The following is a 19,360-nucleotide window of genomic DNA, read 5'->3' on the forward strand; positions in this document are numbered from 1 at the left end:
GATCAAATGAATACAGTGACCCATCAACGTTGTGGTACTACTTCATTTAATATTAAGGATACCGGAAGTTTTTACGAGATTGCTAACAAATATGAATTTTTTCATGATCTGATACCCTTTAGAGTGATTAAATGATTTTTATGTAAAAATTTCTGAAAGTTGTTGCATTAAAAACAATAAACAGATATTATAAAATCATCCCATATATAGTTTAAATCTCGGCCTACACGTCCTTGGCCGGGATTTTTTGTGCTCAAAAATTTCTCGAAAAGAATTTTATTTGACCCCTTGACCGATACGATTTCGTATCATATAATGAATATAGATCAAACGATACGAAAACATATCAAAGGGAGCGAGCGAAAATGGATCGATTTATTCGGTTAGACATGAAAGGTCATTGGAAAGGTACAGAACACCAAAGCAGCATTCTTGGAATTGGAGATGAAACAGGGGATTGGGAACAAGGCGTTAGCTGCTATCCGCTTGATGACGATGACAAAGGATATGCACTCGCAGAACTACGCGACTATTGGGATAACATTGCTTCACTTCATGACATCGAAGATTACGAAGATATGCAAGTAACGATCTTCCAAGGTGAATACATCACTGATGGAAGCGACGCTGAGAACATCGCAACTTGTGAAAGAACAATCTCGGAAAAAGACGCTATACCTTTGATGAAGCAAGTGTTCGAAGCTTACGAAGACTATTTCTACGGTGACATTGAAGAACATGAATACCACGAACGTCTTGAAAAAATCGAACTATAGAAAGGATGTTAAACATGAACGCCATATATCAAGTTATGACACCATCGGAAGTTGAAACAACCTTTGAGCTTCCGACTGGTTCTGTCCGCCGCGATCTACACCGCGATAAGGATAAATGGGAAAAATTCCGCAAATCCGAAGTTCGGAAAAGTGGCAGCACATGGTTGATTATGTCCCGTGAAGCACTACGGATCTATAAAGATGACATTAAAATGATTCCAGTTAAAGTCGATTGGGATTGGGTTGTCGATCATGTTGACAATGAGATGAATGATGTATTGGAAAATGAGGTTCTGACGTTTTTAAATGACGACATAGACCGTATATATGAGTTGTATATGGACGGAGTTAAGGATGGCATTGAAGATGGGAAATATCTTACGTTTACTGAGTGGTTTTACAGATATAAAGAATCTGAGGATGAAAAAAATATATAACAATGTATATTGAAGGCGTTATTAAACAATTTTTACGAAATCGAAGGGCTAGTGGTCTCGCTGACAAAACGATCGAACTTAGTGAATATGTTATGCGAGACTTCTCCCGTTACTGTATTAACACTGGCATTATAATGGTTAATGAATTAGACGAGGCATTCATTGAAGAATATTTTGTCTATCTCAAGTACGAAAAAACAAACCAGAAACACGGTGGAAGACTTTCAGATAATACGCTTGCTAATTATTTCAAAGTAATAAGTGTATTTGCCAAGTTTATTCAAAGACGGTCGTTTTTATCATTTGATATAACCCAAGGCATCTCCGCCCCTTCTTTAAGTAACGGTATTAAACAGACTTTTAGTATGGAGCAATTAAGGTACATAATCAATAATTCAAGAGAAGATTACAGAACATTATTCCGTTTAATGTTAAACTTGGGCCTACGCATCAGTGAAGGAATATCTTTGAAACGAAGTGACATTCATTTAGATGAATGTATGATTGAAGTTTACCGAAAAAAGGTTCGTAAATATGACTTGCTACCTTTTTCCCAAGAATTAAGGGATGACTTGGCGTGTTATTTAGATAAGCAGGAACAAGAAAATTTATTCACCTTTAAAGCTGATACTGTTCGTAGATATTTAAGAAGGTTGTGTGAAGGTGCTGAAGACAAACTCGGATTCGCTTCATTAAGCATAAAGCCTCATCTATTTAGACATACATTTGCAAAGCATTGGATCATGTCAGAAGGAGATGCGTTCAGCTTGCAGAGAATGCTTGGACACTCTTCTCCCCATATGACTTCTCACTATGTAAATCTTTTTTCAACCGATTTAGCGAAAAAGCACAAAAAACATGCAATAATAATATAGCCCTGCCATCCGAGGACAGCAGGGCAAGAACCAGAAAAACCCACCAAATAAACGGTGGGCAAATCCGGGACAAATTCTTTACATTAATTTAAATATACCATTGAAAATATTTCAATTCAACTATGCAGCTTTATTCTGTTTAGTCTTCCCTTCCCGCTTGTTAAAAGCAATCTCATACAGGCCAGTAGACGACAAACCGGCAATACCCCCGCCCCATAGCCTCAATACCCAATCAATATTGGTCATAGGTGTAGCAGCATAACCAATTGCAAGACCAGTGACCAATGCAATCAGTGGCACGAAATTTTTTGGCACAGACACAGTCCTTTTGATCAATTCCGTGACAGCAGTTACGATCGGCAAAACGATTGTTGCAAACGTTAGAATTTCGTTCATGATATCTCTCCTTTTTATTTTTAAGATATTAAAAAATGACCGACAAAATCATCGGACATTTAGTTTGGTATTTTGATTTTGTCGCCTGGATGGATTGTGTACTTAGGCCCCGCAATACCATTCAAACTTGCGATATCATGCCAGTTGACATTGAATTTCGCTCCGATTTTAGACAAGTAGTCTCCAAATTGGACCGTGTATATTTCATGTGAGGCCCCACCGCCGGGCAACTGAATCTTTTGCCCGGTATGAATGACATTTGGATCATCGATACCTGGATTTAGTTCCAACAGCCTGTCCACTGACGTCCCATGATTTTGGGCAATGACCGAAAGAGCGTCACCTTGTTTAACCGTATACGTATCGCCGGACGAATGATGAGACGTATTGTGGTCACCCTTTCGCACGTCAGATGGAACAAAGATTTTTTGTCCCACATTGAGCGACTGTGGATTGACGTCAGAGTTGAGTCGTTCAAGTGTGCCATGTGCCAATCCCCACCGATTTTCTAAATCCCAATAGTTATCACCTGATCTGATCGTGTATTGATCTTTATCAGCATGAACGACCTCTGCTTTGGTCTGCCTATCACGTTCAATGACTTGTTTTTCATCTTCCCATGACTTCCACATGCCTCCGGGAGTATTCATATCAATTGGTGATATGCCGCCGATAGAACCTTTCATTGTATGTTGCCAGAGCGCCAAATCGTTGAGATCACACCCCTTTGGCTCGTCCGCATATCGTGCATACCAAACTGGATATCCGTGATCTTTATAGATCCTGTTTAGGTAGAAATACCCGCCGCTATAAAGCATGACGGGATGGCCTGTTTTTTCATGAACACGATCTAGAAATGCGCGCAAACCTTTATTCATTTCCTTGTCAGAACCGCATCGGTTTTCTTCCATGTCAAGCACATGGGGCAAAGCGAGAGGCAGGCCTTGGATGTTCTTTAAGAACCAATCAGCCTCTTTTTTAGCATCCTCTTCTGAAATGAATGCCGCATAATGATAAGCGCCCATTTCAACGCCTGCTTTATGGCCTTCTGTAGCATTTCTTTTTAGCTGGGAATCGATGAAAGCTGTTCCGTCCTCTGAACCTTGTGTCGCTTTACAAAAGGCATGGTCAACTCCATCAGACTTCATCTTTTGCCAGTCAATTTCACCTTGCCAATGGGACACATCAACGACTTTACTCATGTATAAAACCTCCTATAAATTTTAAAATTCCGGGCATATTAGCCGGTGTACTAATGAGATACCAAAGGCCCGCTGAAATCAGCGAGCCAATCACGATACGGAGCAACCATGTTGTGTTGTTATCAATTTTGTCTAGCTTCTTTTGGACGTTCTCTACATTGTTCTCAACAATGGCTAATCGAGTATTGGTTTTTCCTTGCCAGGTTTCTAAATCACTCACTCGTTTTTCCATTTTTTCTTCATCCATGCTTGTCCTCCTTTACCAATAAAAAAAGTCCTTTAAGGACTTATAAGCTAAAACTATTTACTTATTAACAATCGAACAAATGTTTGTTATTCTTAACCCTAGCTCGTCCATGACCCCCAAATTTGATGGGCGAGCTGTATGGGGCTGTGTGGGCAGCCCCTCTACTGTTGTTCTTGCGGTGTCGCTATAATGCTATCAGCTTGTTCCTGTGTAATGAAGCCGTAGTCAGCATAGTTTTGTAATTGTGTTTCGGTGACCCTTCTCTGCACCCACATACGGAGAAGAAAATCGTACATCATCTATGCGCCTCCTTTCAGAGAAACAGTGTCCATCACCGATACCATGGCACTTTCGTTATCCGAAAGACGTTGTTCAGCATTAGCAAGCTTTTGTTTCAATTCTTCATTTTCTTTTTTTAATTCTTCATTAGACGGTGGTGGGACCGGTTCATTGGCTTTTATTTCGTCAATTTCCTCTTGGGTTAAATCACTAACCCATTGTCCTCCATCCCATTTAAAAGGTTGATAAATACCATCGGGAGGTGCAATTTCAATCATATTACTTTCCAGTTCTTCACTCTCTTTTAGCATATAAGGTTTAACAAAATAACCTTCGCTATCAATGACAAATACTTGTTTACTCATCACCAATCTCTCCCAAAATAGTTAATACCATCTAAAGACATGAACCCATTGTTACCACCACTATCATAATTCACTAAAACAAGTTCAGTTGTTCCGTTGTATGGTCTTGCTTGTACTCTTGCAAATCCATTTGCTGCATGTAATATAAATTCACATTTACTGTCAATAGCATAAGGGATAGAACCAAACAAAGCTGTTGAACCATTGGCAATGAATCCAGTGACATGAATGAATCCTTCAGCATCCATCCTCCATCTTGCAAGAGAATAAGGGCTACCATAATTAACCCACCCATTATAGAGTGTCATTGAGTGCCAGCCATTAGTAGTTGTAATACTTATGTTCTTCAGTTCGCCGCCATTCATCTGTGGATAGTGAGGTATCCCCCGCATCGACATAAAAAAACTAGATTCTGGTCTGTAAATCACAGGTCTATTACCTTCAACAACCTGTACTCCGTCAACACCATACCATGTCGTTCCATCTTCTGCTAATATTTGTATCTGAACAGCATTAACACCAGCTGGAACGGTAAATGTCCCCGATATTCTGTACGTATCTTGATAAGTTCCGTTAGGGAAAGCTTTTCCCTGTATGACCCTTATAACAGAGTCGCTGGTCCTTGTATCTCCGTTATATGAAAGAACATCTACCCTTGGATGAAAGCTACCATTTGTTCGTTTTGTAGGAAAAACGGTCATTGAAAACGTATAGGTTTGACCTGTCTCTACCCATATCTTTTGATACATATAATGATTCCTGTGAACTTCAACCGACTGAAGACCAAAAGGGGAAGGACGTATTCCATCTAGTGACAGAGTCCTAAACATTTTTGGATACCCTGAGCCCTTCCAGGCCATCCATTCATCATCGCTATTTGAAAAATCAATATCAAAGTCATCATATGATGTGAAAAGATTCCCCTCTGTTTCAAGCATTTCGAAAGAATGGTCATAAACCAAATTTGTCCTAGGTGAGAGTTCGTATTCAACCCCCGAATTGCCGTGTTCCAGCAGAAAATTACCATCTTTCACCGTAACCCCTTGCCGACCGATACTGACATTGTTATTTGCGATACTAACGTTGCCGTTATCATCGACCACAAACTGACCGTCACCAACGTTCAATCCATTTAATGATTTAATGTAATCTGCTATCAACCAGTTAACGCCAAATGATGTATTAGTATCAACTATATTAGGGCCTCGGGGACCTTATGGTCCTTCCGGTCCTTGAGGTCCCTCTGGACCGGTGTTGCCTTTTGGTCCCTGAGGACCTTCGATCTTTGACCAGGTATAGTCTGATGCATTTGTTGATTCAGTCGCTGTTAGTTTGTTATGGGCTAAACCAATGAACTCTTTACCGTCAGGAAAGTTACTCATGCCATTGCCATTAGCATCATCAGCATAACGAATCCATGTATACCTTGGTTTACCATCCTCTCCAGGTGGACCCTGAATACCCTGTGGCCCCTCTGGCCCTTGGGGACCTTGCTCTCCTTTAGGTCCTTTAACTAAGGACCAAGAGTAATCACTATATGAACTTGATTCAGTTGGACTCGTCTTATTGTAGGCAATACCCATGTACTCTTTACCGCTTGGGTCATCGCTCATCCCGCTTGTTGGAGAATCAGCATACTTTATCCAAGTATAATAGGTTGTCCCGTCTTCCCCGGATGGACCCTGAATACCTTGCTCACCTTTTATTTTTGACCAATTGTAGTCAGACGGATCGTTACTTTCAGTCTGTGTTGTTTGGTTATAAGACAAGCCGATGTACGCTTTTCCGTCAGGTACATTTGCCATTCCGTTTCCTGAATTGTCATCAGCATATTTCACCCATGTAAAAAGACTTTGACCATCATCGCCAGGTGGTCCTTGAATACCTTGGGGACCTTGTTCACCCTGTGGTCCTTGTGGCCCTTCAATTTTGCTGAAAGTATAATCAGCAGGATCATCGGACTCGGTTTGGTTGAGATGATTATACGAGATACCTAGATAAGCTTTGCCGTCAGGTGAATTAGATAATCCATTACCGTTTGCGTCATCCGCATATTTAATCCATGTGTATCTTGGCTGACCGTCCTCCCCTGGTGGTCCTTGTATACCTTGATCGCCTTGTGGTCCTTCGATTTTAGCCCATGTATATTGGCTTGGGTCACTAGATTCAGTTGGATTCTTTCTATTATAAGCTAAACCAATATAGGGCTTACCATCTGGCGCATCAACCATGCCATTTCCTTGTGAGTCATCCGCGTATTTGATCCATGTATAAAGACTTTGACCATCTTCACCAGGAGGGCCAGGGACACCTTGGGGGCCACTTGGGCCTGCTTTCCACATCTGGTCTGTCTCACTCCACGTTTTCCATATGATATTTTCAGAATCGGAAGTGTCTATCCAAATCACGTTTTTGTCATTTGGTGGTGTATTTCCTTCATATTTTTCAGTTTTTCCAGAGAGTATACCCCGACTGTAGTCCAGTTGTGACTGCATTTCTTGGATGATGGCAGATTCACTCTTTTTTACTCTCACATAGTCACCGAGAACAGCTTTACCCTTGGAGGGTTCAACCAGCGATGTTGTAAGCTCCATGATCCGCGATTTCATGAGAACTTCCGGTACCATAGACAAATCTTTTACGCCGTACGTATCTCCGACGCCTATGTCCTCAACATCTAAACCGAGAAACGAAGATAATAACGCAACGTCAACCGTAAATTTTGTATTAAGACTGATTTGCTTATTGACCCATTCAAAAGATTTCCGGAAGAGTTCTCTAGGGTCTTTTATACTAGTATCTTTAAACTTACCAATTTTCCTTCCCCATTTTTGTTCAGCCGACTTGTTGATCCAGTAGTCTTGTCCAGAAGGCTTGTCTGCTATATCACCGCTATCTTTTGACAACTCAATGCCTTTGAAAGTGAGATAATTTCCATTGGTATCTGTTTTCCCTAAACCGATAACACCTGAATAGACCTCAGTTGACGAAGTCTCTTTTTTTAATCCTGTGATATTATGGGCGTATTCAAATTCTTTGCCCTCATCTTGACCGCGCTTTTCGAGCAAATCTACATATCTACCTGTAATGACATCGCCGTCAAATTCAACACGAAAACGAACCTCTAAACCAAATGCATCTTTGATCGCAAGAACTGCTTTGAGCATGGTTGGATAGTCATTGAAATTGAGTGTTTGAACACCAACCGAGGCAACGTCTCCTACTTCCCATCGCGATCCAAGAAGTACCTGAGACAACATATATTTAGGACTTTTAGCATCAAAGGTAATCGGACGGACATAATCTGCATTCAAATCATGAGCTGAACTAGCAAATGTCCTCACACGTTTTTGGTGATCCGTCTTAGACGTTTTCACTTTCTTAATGTACATTTCAAGATAATCACGGTCTGTACCAGGTATCAATATCCGTCCTTCGTTTTCAAGAAAAATACCATCCTCTAAATCGGATGGCACGGCAAAATCATATGTGGCTGATCCATTTTTCAAGAGCTGGTGTAATTGATCTCCTGATAGAATGCTCTCAATGCCAATGTCAGCTTTATATACTTCATCTTTTGAAAACACGTGAATCATAGCCATGCCTCCGGATATTCAATATCAACTTTCGCCACATCAGCCGGACTGACACCCAATTCTGTTTGTCCAGGTTTCAGTTTGAAATAGTTAGACGGAAAATACTTCAGATTACGTGCGTCTTTTCCATTTACAAATACTTTTCGTTGTCTATGATCAATCACAACTTCGTCATCTGGCTGCAGGATGTACGGCACTTGGTCATTCGAAATCGAATTGTGTTTATAAACATAAACAGCCCCATGCCACATGTCAGAGACTGTATAATCAGCGTATTTTCCAATATAGACTTCAACCTTAGCTACTTTAGACTGAAATTCACCGCCATAATCCGTCCAAGTTTCATAGTGTCGTGCGTGATGGTCACCATTTTCATCAATCTGACCAATACCCACAATCCAGCGCTTTCCATCCCTTTGTATATGAATCATTCCATCAAAGTTATTCCATATGTTTTTAGTTTCATTAATGATGAACTTCGACCCAATGCGTATATAGCCTCGATTCAGAATATAGTCTTGATGAGCATCTTTAATTCCTGCCTTTGCAACTACATTTCCTTGAGCGTCAAGAAGATATACTTCTACTCTCCCAATTTTTTTTGGATCACCGCTACTGACATTGGATAGATAGAAATCAACCTCAAAATCTTGAATTGCTTCGGACAGACTTCGCTCCAAAGCCGGACCATGCCACCCGTCACCGGTACCAAAATCACTTGCTTTGAAATGACTATCACCTGTTGTCATTGAACCTGCTATCACACCATCTTCGATATATGAACCTGTTGTCCAGTTAGTTAAGGTGGTCATTTCATCCCGAAGGATGAGTTCTTTCCCCTGGACTGCTGGTTGATCAACAGAAGCTGGTTTGCCCAGCTGGATATAATCATCCGGACTAACAATCGCAAGCAAAGGTGTTTGTTTCAAAATTGTTGCCCGAAATACGGGCTTTGTTTCAGCTGTACCTCCGTTTGTGATGACCTTACCGGCTTTCGTTGGGTTGTTTGGGTCATTGATGGTTTGGGTACGTTCTTGGCCAAATGAGTCTGGATCCGGACACAGAAAAGTAAGTGTCCCTTTTCCAAGTCGCGCCAATCTGTCTATATCTGTACTGCCATCCAAAACCGCATAATCGGTCTTGTACGATTCAGTATCAAAAATTAAAGCCCCATCCTTAATATCTTTAGGAGGGGCTAACCATGCTGCTAATCGGCGTAAACGAGTGTGGTAGTCTTGGTAATCATCAGCGACGAACCCAATTGGGACTTTAATCGGTTTAACACCGCGTTCAGATCGAACGTAATAAGCACCGGGCATCCCGGGGATTTCTGTCGTTTTTGTACTGATTGGTGGTAGGATAGATGGTTTTGTCTTTATAACAAGACCGAATTCACTTGAGTGCTGTCCTTTGTAAGTTAAACCGCTCATCAAACATCACCTTCGTTCCACGAATCAGTATATTTTTGTTCTTCCTGTTGCTCAGTGAAAAACCTAATCAATCCCTCGGCCTGATAACCACCAATTTCAAAGACAGCCCGTTGTGGAACCGGCATTTGTACCTGAACAGTTTGTGGTTGTGCTGGTTGTGCAGCAGGAGAAACACTGCCGCCACCTGTCTGTTTAGCCGTCAACGTCCCCATCTGCCGCATCTGACGCATGATTTCCATTGATTTATCGTTAGAAAAGATTTGCGTCCCGCGCGGTAAATTCATCAGCTCAGGTCCTTCTTCACCGACCCAAGTGAGACCGCCGCGCCAATTATCGGTTCCGTCAGCGTTGTTACCGGCTCCTGGCCCACCAGCTGAGTAGAATTTAATCGGCTGATAAAGAGTTTGTCTAATATTCCTTTCAATAAAACTATCGTATTCAGAAGCATCAGGATCCATATGAACCGTACTAAACATCGGTTCGTTTATGATTTGGGCAACCGTTCTGTCATATGAACTCGTATTGGCGTCAACATTAACATCTTTAGGAATGTTTTTGCCTAGCAATCTGTTGATGCCAACCACTTTTCCTCTAGCCGTGTTATATTTACTAATCTGCCTATCAATTTTATTGATTTGGGTCTGCTGTTTGGCATTAAGACTATCAACACCGCCAGCATTTTTTATGATTTGATCTCTTTCTCTTTTAAGGGCATTAATCTTCCTATTAAGCCACTTAAGGCCACGGCCGTGTTTATAGTTAATTCCGGATTGCTCGAAGGCAATTTTATTCATTCTGTTCCGGATAAGCTTAAGCTTATTTAGTTCTTTCTGTCGCTTGTCTATCTGTTCCTGGGTTTCGTCATTAGTTTTCTTCTGTTTGACCAACATATTTTGCAGAGCACTTCCGCCACGGTCTATACGCTTGTTTATTGCCGCCAACAGCTGTCTTTCACCATCAGTCAAACCGTTCTTTTTATATTGAGTGAGGTACATATCCTTGAGTTTCTGCCTATTCTTTTCTGTAGCACCGTTAATCACTGTTCTAATTTGTTTTTCAATTTTGACACCTTGGTTATATTTATTTTGATACTCGTTTATTTTTGCCTTTAGTTGACTTTCTTTCTGAACTAACTTTAAAGCTTGGGTCTCCAACTCACGCATCGTCTTCTTAGCTAATTCATCATTATATTTTTTCAGTTCTTTAGTTGTGCCAGCAATCCGATTGCCTTGCTCACTGATTTTAGTTGATGACTTAGGCAATTTTTTAACGAGATCCTTGTTTAGACCCACCATTGTATCTAGCTCTTTGTTAGATAAACCTGATTCCTTTTGAAGATCCTTCATCTTATTTTTATAAGATTTGATTTTCTGAGGATCCGTCGCTTCATTAACCTTCTCCTGCAAATCAATATAACGAGCGAATTCGTCAGACGTTAATTTGCTTTTCTTTCGGAGTTGATCAAACTGATCGATCTGGTCTTTAGTTGTCATATATGTTTTTTGCATCTTATTAGCCGTATCAAGATTCACCTTTTGAAACTCATCATAGGCTTCTTTTGCACCCACGACAGCTCCAACAAGTAAAGTTAATCCAGTGATAGCTAGACCGATTGGGTTTGCGCGCAAGAGCATCAACCCGCGCGACACTTTGACGATTGATGTTGCTAAGACACCAAAACCGGCAGCTGCACCTGCTGCTTTCAAACCAACTGCAATAACAGCAGGGTTCATGTCGCTAATGCTACGTGTCATTTCCGTGATCTCTTTGACTACATCCGTGAGCATTGGCAAAAACTCATCACCAATTTCAATACCGGCTGTTTGAAGTGAAGAAACTAACTCATCAACTTTACCTAAAAACGTATCCATACGTTCGGCCGCAACCTCAGCCGCAGACACACGTTCCATGGCATCTGCCATTTCGTTGACACCATCAGCCGCTTCCTTAAAGAATATAGCCCCTGCCCGATAGGCATCAGTACCAAACATCTCTTTAAGTGCTTTTTGCCGCTCTCTAGGATTTAAATCGTCCAACGCATCCCGGAGAACGCCAACAACACCGGAAAAGTCTTTCACGTTACCCTGTGCATCATAGAACCGGTTTCCGTTTTCTTTAGTGATGATGCCGAGTTCTTGCATTTTTTCTTTGGCTGTTTTGGTTGTAGGAGCTAGGCGCAAGAGCATAGTTCTCAGTGATGTACCAGCGTCTGATCCTTTTAGCCCATTATTAGCAAGAACAGCTAAAGCCGTTGATGTCTCCTTAAACGAGAATCCAGCATTGGCCGCCGCTGCCGATGACTGAGCCAAACCAACACGCATTTCCTGTACACTAGTAGCAGAAGCGTTCGCAGCCCCTGCAAGAATATCCGCCGCATCTGATACGGACAAATTGTCTTCTTCAAAAGCATTCAATGCTGTAGACGCAATTTCAGCGGCATCAGCTAATCTCAACTCACCAGCTGTCGCCAAATTCAACGAACCTTGCAAAGCACCACCTAGGACCTCATCCATCGACAAACCAGCTTTAACGAGTTCGCCTGCCGCCTCGACAACCTGACGCCCGCTGTACTTCGTTTGTTCTCCAAGTTCTTTAGCTTGCTTAGATAGTTGTTGTATCTGTTTATCTGTCGAACCCGTGACGGCTTGTACATTAGCAAGAGCCTGTTCAAATGTTGCCGCTTGATAGACAGCTGCACCGATGCCGACACCGGCCCCAACACCAAGGCCTATCATGGCATGACGCAGACCCTCTAGCTCATGCTCAGAATTTTTGACAGCTTTTTTAATGTCACCGGCATAACGCCCCCACAGACCACCATTTCGCTTAACCAAACCGTTTTGCTCACGCAATTCCTCGTTGACATTATCTAACTGCTTTTCAGTCTTGGCCATAGCAGCACGGGCATTATTGAGTTTTACAGATAGATTTTGAGTCTGATAGGATGTATCGCCGGTCGACTCTTTAGCTTCTTCATAAGCTTGTTCTAATGTTTTGACTTTCGCCTGGTGAATAGTTAATTGATCGGAGAGTGATTCCGATTGCGCTTCAAGATACTTAGTTCCATCGCCAAAATCTTTGAGACGTTGTTTTGCGACTGCAAATTCTGATTTTACGACGCGCATTTGACGGTTCAGCTTTTTAACACCATCGTTAAAATCATTGCTTTCCATACTGATCTTAGTGACCAGGTCACCGATAACTTCTTTGTTAGCCATTCGTCATCACCCTCCTTCCACTTGATCAATTGGAACAACTTTATCCTCTTCCTCTTCTAAACCGTTGGCTTGCTTGTGAACTTGAATCATAGCGTAAAGTTTCCGAGGCGTTGACCGCCAAAATTCATCATCAGACATGCCTAACATCACCGTTGCCATGTAGTATAGAAAATCCCAGTCCCAACCGGTTTCGCTCTCGGGGGACTGGGGATCTAATTTTTTGTATCATCAGCCTTTGGCAAAGATTGACTCAGTACTCCATTAACGCTTTTTGCAAATTCACGCATGGATCCGGGACCAAGCATTTTACCAATATCTTGAACAGTCAAATCTTCATCCTCGTGGATAAGACCTGCCCAAAGGAATAATCTAATTGCTGTCGGGCTACCATCCATAAATTCATCTAATGCTTCATCAATACCTAAACCTTGTTTCTTGTACTCTTGTTCAATAGCTGCATATGCGTTCATATCTAAAATAAAGTTTCGTTCTTCATCTAAAACCAGTTTAAAAGGCTTTGGTTCTTTGATATTCATCCGATCAGACATGTATTAGCCTCCTTATTAAAAAAGAGAGGGGCAATAACCCTCTCTTTAAGCTGTTGTGAAGTTTGTAATTTCAGTGATCGCTAAATTGTTCCCAGCTAAATCGCGAACATTTTTAGACGCAACCGCTGTATAGTCGGTTGTTGAGGCCAATGCCGAATCAGGTGTAAATGTAACTGTCGTTTGATCGCCGCTTTGTGTTAGCTTACCTGAAACAATTTCCGAAGCGTTCATGACATAGAAGTTGCCATCGTGCACATCTTCTTTACGAATTGCTTCATCAAATGTCCACACAATGTCGACTGATGTCTCAACAGATGAAGCGCCATCTGGTGCAACGGACACAGTTGGTGCTGTTGTATCTTTATTCTGGTTATATACACCATCAAAGAATTGTTCAACACCAACGAATCCTGGACGATCTTCATCACCCGTAATTTCCATCGCGTTATCAAACTCCCGATTGACAAAGGTTCCAGTAACGGTCGGGGATTGGAAAGCCGGGGAATCTTCTTTTGTTTGGTAAGATTCTTCAGGAAGTCGGAATTTACCCTTATAAAACCATTTGACTCGATATTTACCGTTGGATTTCAATGATTTAAATCCGAAGGCCGCATAAGGTGCATTATCAGATGACTTTCCTAATACAGTTCCATCAGAACCAATCGTTTTCCCTAACAGGTCGGATTGTGCTTCAAATGGCAAATCAGCCGCGTTAATTTCAAGTTCTGACGCGCCAATGGCTGTCGCTGTCTCATACGGGCCATCGTCAGCATATAACGTTTCACTGTTTGTAGCTGGTGTATATGTTGCACTAATGGCTCCTGGTATGGACTTGACCTCGCCGTAAGCAACACCATTTTTATCATCTTGATTGAGGATGGCATAAACCATACCTCTTAAACCAATACGTGCCATTTAATTGACCTCCTTATATTGTATAAATCGCATCGGGACGTGAATAACGCCCGTGTCCTGTTCGTATAGCGTCGGCCCCGTTGAATCACAAAAGAAGCCGATGCTTAGCATCGACTTATAAACTGCATCCTTAATTTTTTTGGGGTTGGGGTTTTCCTTATCAAGCCAAATATCGACTTGAAACATAATCCTCGCCGTTTTTGGCTCATCATCAGCATACCGATCGTCCGTATTATCCATCTCGAAAAACGTGATCCTAGGAAACAAGGTATTATCGGGCGTAAATAGATTAAAAACAGCAGGACCGCCATAACAATTAGCTAATTCAGCGTTTAAAACTGAATTATTAATCATCACATTTAACACATCATCAGAAAGATTGATCATAAGCCCAGCCCTTTCTTCATGACAGCAGCTTGAGCTTCATAAATTTCATCTGTTTTAGATTGATACGAAGGCGTCATGTAATCATGTGGCCTCATCTTAGAAGTACCGTAGACAAGAAAATAGGACCGCCATGCAACCTCTTTATCAGGACCCACTTCAATGTGTTTCCCACCAAAATCGTCTTTTTTAACTCGTCCTAGAACAATGTGATCTTCTGTATGAGCATGATCCTTGTTTGATCGTTTGACCCTTTCGCTCATTTCTTCAGACAAAACCTGTCCAGATGCACGCAATGCTTTATTCTGTAGACGATTGCCTTTTTGACCCATTTCAGCAAGTTTGCGCTGCATTTGTTTTGATCCCAATAGATCCATATCAGCCACCTTGAACCACCGCCTCAGTCATCAAGACCAATTCTTTTTTGAGACCTGTTTCGTCGATCACTGACTTGATATCATACGATACATCACCTTCACGAATTCGCATACCGGGTGTGACATCGTTTCGATACCGAATATGCCATTTTACGGTCTGTTCAGCATTGACACTCGCAGCGGCAAAATATTCTCGACCGCTGACGCCTTGTTTTTGCGCCCAAATTGACTTTGTATCAACCCACTTTTCGGTTATAATACCGTCATTATCTCGGACCGGTTTAAATTCCTGAAGAACAATTCGATATTTTAAGTCTCCTGGATTCATGTTGAATCACTAGCCGGGGCATCGGCTTTCAACTGCAGCATGATTGTTTGCAATGAAAAATCAAGCGCACTCGATGTGCTGCCGACCACAACGGGCACCCTATTCTCGTACATATTAGAGATAAGCAGCTTTTGAGCTTGATTATAAAGTTCGGGAGCAGACGCATCACTGCACCCTGCTCCCTTTAAAAATTGATCAGACGCTTTAATACAATCATTGATCAAATTATCATCTTCATTAAAATCAATACGTAAAAAACCCTTAACATCCTCTAATTCAACCATTATGAACCACTCGCAGCTGTCGTAATATCTAAGGCAGCACTCAGATCAGATTCTAATCCGTTGGCACCAACTGCCTTGACTTGATACGAATACGTTGTAGATGCCGTCAAGCCGCTATCTGCAAATTGTGTCCCGGATCTTGTACCGATGTTCTCACCATCTCTATAAACATCATAATGGTCGGCGTACTCAACGGGATCCCAGGTTAATTTTAAGGACGTATCCGTAACATCACTTGAAGCTAGCCCAGATGGTGCTTCTAGGCTGTTGACTTTTTTGCAATACGAAATGCCGATTTAAGTTTAATTTTGTGATCAAACCAAGCTGTTAAGACGAACAATTCAACGCCAGTCTTAACATCTTTATCACGGTCATAAATCAAGTTCGGATCATAGTTAAAGTGTGAATATTGGAAATCACCCACGATAGGATCAACAGCAGAATCAGAGAATTCAACGGGTTTACCTAATACTTGTTCAGGCTGAGCGTTGTAAAGCGTAGAGCTACCGTTTGCCAACGACTCAATGATATCCATATAGTCTACATAGCGCATGACAATCCGGGCATTGTCGCGATAATCTTCATGCAAATCTGCAATAGCCGCTTTGATCGCTTTGTATTTAGTCGTTCCTGTCACTTCGTTGATACCGACACCGTAGAAAGACAGTGTTTCTTCACCGGTTGCCGGTGTACCAGCAAAGGCTACTTTTTTCTCTTTTGCAGCTAGACCGCTTTGAAGACCTTGGTCGACTGTTTGGACTAAGTTCGTATCTGTGGCAGCCAAAATAGTTTCTGAAAGAGGAACGAAAACCTTGAATTTATTGCGACCAAATTGAACGACATCGCCCTCCGCCTTCATTTCTTTGGCTGTTTGAGTATCATCAATAAAGCTATCGTCATCCAACGTGAAAGTGATTTTTGGCACTTCAAGATTGGTAACTTGGGTAAAAGTCGATACTTGACGCAACGGATTTTTCACAAAAGGCTCATGTAGTAACTCAGTTGTCATGGTAGACGGAAGGATTTTCTCTCCCCCTGTTGAATTACCATCACCAAGTGCCGCTCTAGCTTCATCCGATATAGCCTGATTTTTCATCGTGGCCCGAATCAATTCAGCTTTGGCCGCTGTAACTTTTGCCTTAGGATCATCTGTTTTAAGAACCGGATTCTTGTCCTGATCAGCTTGGAATTTTGCCTTCTGTTCGGCTTCAACGGCATCGTGTTGTTCTTTGATCACATCAAAGCGCATTTTCAAATCATCACGGGATTTTTGCAGAGCTTGAATGTCCTCAGTCGATTTGTTTGTGTCAATGGCCGCTGCCGCTAGATCGTTTTCTGTCTTTTGTAACTGTTGCCCAACCGTTGTCATGTTTTGCTTAAGTTCAAATAGAGTCTTATCCGCAAAATACTGAATATCCAACTTTAATAGATTTTTACCTTGTATTGCTTTAAACAGCTCTTTACTTTTCGTCATCTATATTCCTCCTAAAATATTATCAAGATAGGCTGAGTTAGCTTTTGCCTCATTAGCGATGCGTTCTCGTTCGGCCATTTCCTCACCAGAAACGGGCGAATTTCCCTGTTTCTGAAGTTTTTCTGGAACATTTTTATACTTTTGTATCAGATCATCACTGATCGAAGCCGCCATTTGATTGGCTTCTTCCACAACGTCACACAGACCAAATTCATAAGCTTCATTAGCCGATAACCATGTTTCAGCGTCTAGCATTTCTTGAAGCTTTTCCTCTGTTAATTTATCACCTGTCTTGTCCAGATAAGACTGTTTAACAGAGTTACCAATGCGGTCTAAATCATCAGCCGCTTTTCGCAAGTCAGCAGCATTTCCAATAGCAAGACGCCACGGATTATGGATCATCATCATAGAATTATTAGGCATAAAAATAGTGTCACCCGCCATAGCGATGACACTTGCAATGGAAGCAGCTAATGCATCCACATGAACATTAATTTTTGCTTGATGTCGCTGTAACATATTATAAATAGTAACCCCTTCAAAAACATTTCCGCCGGGAGAATTGATATAGAGATTGATATTGTTAACCTCTCCTAAAGCTTCCAAATCATCTTTAAAGGTTGTTGCAGTCACATCTTCCTCGATAATCTGATATTTTTCAATGTCACCATAGATATAAATGTCTGCTGAATTAGACCCATCAGTTGCCATATTCATGTCCCAGAATTTCTTCTGTCTATCCGGCACTATCAATCACCTCCTTCCGATGGAGTATTATGTCTATTTTGTCTATTCCGTTGTTCGATAGGCGTATCAATTGGGTACAAGTCACCGCTAACGTGCAATTTTGATGCATTACCACCCACTGGAGGTTCATCTTCTTTTCGCCTCACATCATCTTGGGACAACCAACCGCTCCGAATTGCTTTTGTATAATACTCAGCCCGGGCCGCCATGTCAGCGCGCAATAAAGCCTTATCATTGAATTTAAAGTAATACCCCTGTGAACGTAAGCCTGGGGTAAGTAATTTTCGATTAAATTCCTGCTCATACTGCCGAACAATGGGCATAAGAGTTAACTGAACAAACATCCGCATAAGCTGTTCGTTGCTAGAATAACTTTGACCCTCGGTATCATTGAGCATGGTGACCGGGACATTAAAAACATTAGCCACACGAGCACGGGTAATTCTTTCAGATGTAAAAATGTCAGCTGCAACAAATTTTTGTTCGATTTTTTCAATTTCTACACCCGGTTCTTGAAAGAGAACTCCGCCATTATCTTTATAAAATCGCTTGAAATCATCGATGACACGTTGTCGCTTTTCTGTATCTAGATTAGCACCGTATTTCAAGATAAATGAGTTACGCGCACCTTGCATTTCTTTCAAACTAAATTCCCGGACGGCTTTGTCAAATTCACTCGTATTCGAAAGCACTTTAACCGGATTGATCCCTTTCAAACTACCAGGGCCAAAAATGTGTTTAACATGAAGGATGTCCATATTATGAATATAGTAAGTACCGTTTGCGCCATTTACTCGGTACCACAGCTCTTGACCATCGACATCAAAAATAGGTTCGACATAAGCTGGATCAAGTGGCGTTATACGAACAACCGTCATGCGAATATCGCGTTCAATCAAAGCATACCCATTCCCTGTTGAATTCCTCGAAGTCTCCATCATTCGCATAAACTCAAACGATGACATATTGGGGTTTGGGCTATTAATTAATGTGTCAGCTGAATCAGTCATCACAGCATCATAATTTTTGTGAAGCTTCAAAGGTAACATGGCCATACTATTTGAAAGACGAGTAATAACACTAAAAATCGTTTCATTTGTTGCCAAAGTTGAATTATCAACGCCCCAAAAATTCCGGCCAAACCAGCTTGAGAAATCAAATCCTTGACCTTTCCAAGCCGAGACCGCCCCGTAAAAAGCCATTTTCAGCTTTAAAAACCATCGCAAGCCATCACCACCTTTCAAGGAAAATTAACGTGTTCATTAACGTTATTCATTACGGGCAATAGATGCATTAGCCCACATAACCGCTTCTTCTAATTTAGTCATAGCTAGTGATTTTTCCCTAGAATCCGGGCAAAGGGTATCAATCTGATAGGCAGTATGTTTAAAATTTGTCCGCAACGTTTGATATTTCACAATCTGTTCATCATCCGGTTTATGGTACGTGAAAGTATTTTCGATCCATTCATTCATATTCTCT

At 41.4% G+C, this 19,360-nt stretch carries 24 protein-coding genes; 3 read left to right on the top strand and 21 right to left on the bottom strand.

Features of this window, described 5'->3' with window-relative positions; genetic code table 11:
- Positions 1-365: 365 nt before the first annotated feature.
- From B9Y89_RS14115 to B9Y89_RS14125, 3 genes are read left to right on the top strand one after another with little or no spacing between them, the layout of a single operon-like run.
- Entirely contained in the window at positions 366-776 is a 411-nt protein-coding gene (locus B9Y89_RS14115; RefSeq protein WP_085523838.1) for a hypothetical protein, read from the top strand.
- A 14-nt stretch (positions 777-790) separates the two neighbouring features.
- Positions 791-1,213, top strand: coding sequence for a helix-turn-helix domain-containing protein (locus tag B9Y89_RS14120; RefSeq protein ID WP_085523839.1), 423 nt, complete (start codon positions 791-793; stop codon positions 1,211-1,213).
- Positions 1,214-1,215: 2 nt separating this feature from the next.
- A complete protein-coding gene (locus tag B9Y89_RS14125; RefSeq protein ID WP_085523840.1) occupies positions 1,216-2,088 on the top strand; it encodes a tyrosine-type recombinase/integrase in 873 nt (290 codons plus the stop codon).
- A gap of 120 nt (positions 2,089-2,208) precedes the next feature.
- Here the strand turns inward: B9Y89_RS14125 and B9Y89_RS14130 are convergent, their stop codons facing one another.
- From B9Y89_RS14130 to B9Y89_RS14215, 21 genes are all read right to left on the bottom strand, one after another.
- The gene (locus B9Y89_RS14130) at positions 2,209-2,484 is read right to left on the bottom strand and encodes a holin (protein ID WP_085523841.1); all 276 of its coding nucleotides are present in this window, start codon (positions 2,482-2,484) and stop codon (positions 2,209-2,211) included.
- Between the two features lie 59 nt (positions 2,485-2,543).
- Positions 2,544-3,686 carry a GH25 family lysozyme gene (locus B9Y89_RS14135; protein WP_085523842.1) on the bottom strand — a complete coding sequence of 381 codons (1,143 nt, stop codon included), beginning with the start codon at positions 3,684-3,686 and terminating at the stop codon, positions 2,544-2,546.
- Positions 3,679-3,933 carry a hemolysin XhlA family protein gene (locus tag B9Y89_RS14140; protein ID WP_085523843.1) on the bottom strand — a complete coding sequence of 85 codons (255 nt, stop codon included), beginning with the start codon at positions 3,931-3,933 and terminating at the stop codon, positions 3,679-3,681. Before B9Y89_RS14140 ends, B9Y89_RS14135 begins: the two co-directional genes overlap by 8 nt.
- A gap of 161 nt (positions 3,934-4,094) precedes the next feature.
- Positions 4,095-4,232, bottom strand: coding sequence for a hypothetical protein (locus tag B9Y89_RS19100; RefSeq protein ID WP_176222236.1), 138 nt, complete (start codon positions 4,230-4,232; stop codon positions 4,095-4,097).
- On the bottom strand, positions 4,233-4,577 hold the full coding sequence (locus B9Y89_RS14145) for a hypothetical protein (RefSeq protein WP_085523844.1): 345 nt from the start codon (positions 4,575-4,577) through the stop codon (positions 4,233-4,235).
- Entirely contained in the window at positions 4,577-5,737 is a 1,161-nt protein-coding gene (locus B9Y89_RS14150) for a hypothetical protein (protein WP_085523845.1), read from the bottom strand. The genes B9Y89_RS14145 and B9Y89_RS14150 overlap by 1 nt, the downstream gene beginning before the upstream one ends.
- Positions 5,738-5,791: 54 nt before the next feature.
- Entirely contained in the window at positions 5,792-8,173 is a 2,382-nt protein-coding gene (locus B9Y89_RS14155) for a phage tail spike protein (protein WP_176222237.1), read from the bottom strand.
- On the bottom strand, positions 8,170-9,603 hold the full coding sequence (locus B9Y89_RS14160; RefSeq protein WP_085523847.1) for a distal tail protein Dit: 1,434 nt from the start codon (positions 9,601-9,603) through the stop codon (positions 8,170-8,172). The genes B9Y89_RS14155 and B9Y89_RS14160 overlap by 4 nt, the downstream gene beginning before the upstream one ends.
- Complete coding sequence (locus tag B9Y89_RS14165) at positions 9,603-12,821, bottom strand: phage tail tape measure protein (RefSeq protein ID WP_085523848.1); 3,219 nt, start codon at positions 12,819-12,821, stop codon at positions 9,603-9,605. The genes B9Y89_RS14160 and B9Y89_RS14165 overlap by 1 nt, the downstream gene beginning before the upstream one ends.
- A gap of 6 nt (positions 12,822-12,827) precedes the next feature.
- Entirely contained in the window at positions 12,828-12,980 is a 153-nt protein-coding gene (locus tag B9Y89_RS18840) for a hypothetical protein (RefSeq protein ID WP_139822814.1), read from the bottom strand.
- A 53-nt stretch (positions 12,981-13,033) separates the two neighbouring features.
- On the bottom strand, positions 13,034-13,369 hold the full coding sequence (locus B9Y89_RS14170) for a hypothetical protein (protein ID WP_085523849.1): 336 nt from the start codon (positions 13,367-13,369) through the stop codon (positions 13,034-13,036).
- A gap of 45 nt (positions 13,370-13,414) precedes the next feature.
- A complete protein-coding gene (locus tag B9Y89_RS14175) occupies positions 13,415-14,284 on the bottom strand; it encodes a major tail protein (protein ID WP_085523850.1) in 870 nt (289 codons plus the stop codon).
- Positions 14,285-14,671, bottom strand: coding sequence for a gp17 family tail completion protein (locus B9Y89_RS14180; RefSeq protein WP_085523851.1), 387 nt, complete (start codon positions 14,669-14,671; stop codon positions 14,285-14,287).
- Positions 14,668-15,045, bottom strand: coding sequence for an HK97-gp10 family putative phage morphogenesis protein (locus B9Y89_RS14185; protein ID WP_085523852.1), 378 nt, complete (start codon positions 15,043-15,045; stop codon positions 14,668-14,670). The genes B9Y89_RS14180 and B9Y89_RS14185 overlap by 4 nt, the downstream gene beginning before the upstream one ends.
- Before the next feature lies 1 nt (position 15,046).
- Complete coding sequence (locus B9Y89_RS14190; protein WP_085523853.1) at positions 15,047-15,373, bottom strand: phage head closure protein; 327 nt, start codon at positions 15,371-15,373, stop codon at positions 15,047-15,049.
- Positions 15,370-15,657 carry a head-tail connector protein gene (locus B9Y89_RS14195; RefSeq protein WP_085523854.1) on the bottom strand — a complete coding sequence of 96 codons (288 nt, stop codon included), beginning with the start codon at positions 15,655-15,657 and terminating at the stop codon, positions 15,370-15,372. The genes B9Y89_RS14190 and B9Y89_RS14195 overlap by 4 nt, the downstream gene beginning before the upstream one ends.
- On the bottom strand, positions 15,657-15,953 hold the full coding sequence (locus B9Y89_RS18845; RefSeq protein WP_139822815.1) for a fibronectin type III domain-containing protein: 297 nt from the start codon (positions 15,951-15,953) through the stop codon (positions 15,657-15,659). The genes B9Y89_RS14195 and B9Y89_RS18845 overlap by 1 nt, the downstream gene beginning before the upstream one ends.
- Positions 15,917-17,131, bottom strand: a complete 1,215-nt coding sequence (locus tag B9Y89_RS14200) for a phage major capsid protein (protein WP_085523855.1) — start codon at positions 17,129-17,131, stop codon at positions 15,917-15,919. The genes B9Y89_RS18845 and B9Y89_RS14200 overlap by 37 nt, the downstream gene beginning before the upstream one ends.
- A complete protein-coding gene (locus B9Y89_RS14205; protein WP_441351504.1) occupies positions 17,132-17,881 on the bottom strand; it encodes a head maturation protease, ClpP-related in 750 nt (249 codons plus the stop codon).
- Complete coding sequence (locus B9Y89_RS14210) at positions 17,881-19,104, bottom strand: phage portal protein (RefSeq protein ID WP_441351493.1); 1,224 nt, start codon at positions 19,102-19,104, stop codon at positions 17,881-17,883. The genes B9Y89_RS14205 and B9Y89_RS14210 overlap by 1 nt, the downstream gene beginning before the upstream one ends.
- 42 nt (positions 19,105-19,146) lie before the next feature.
- A complete protein-coding gene (locus B9Y89_RS14215) occupies positions 19,147-19,353 on the bottom strand; it encodes an Acb2/Tad1 domain-containing protein (protein WP_085523856.1) in 207 nt (68 codons plus the stop codon).
- Positions 19,354-19,360: the final 7 nt, after the last annotated feature.

The sequence above is a fragment of the Tuberibacillus sp. Marseille-P3662 genome, assembly GCF_900178005.1.
Lineage (GTDB): Bacteria > Bacillota > Bacilli > Bacillales > Sporolactobacillaceae > Marseille-P3662.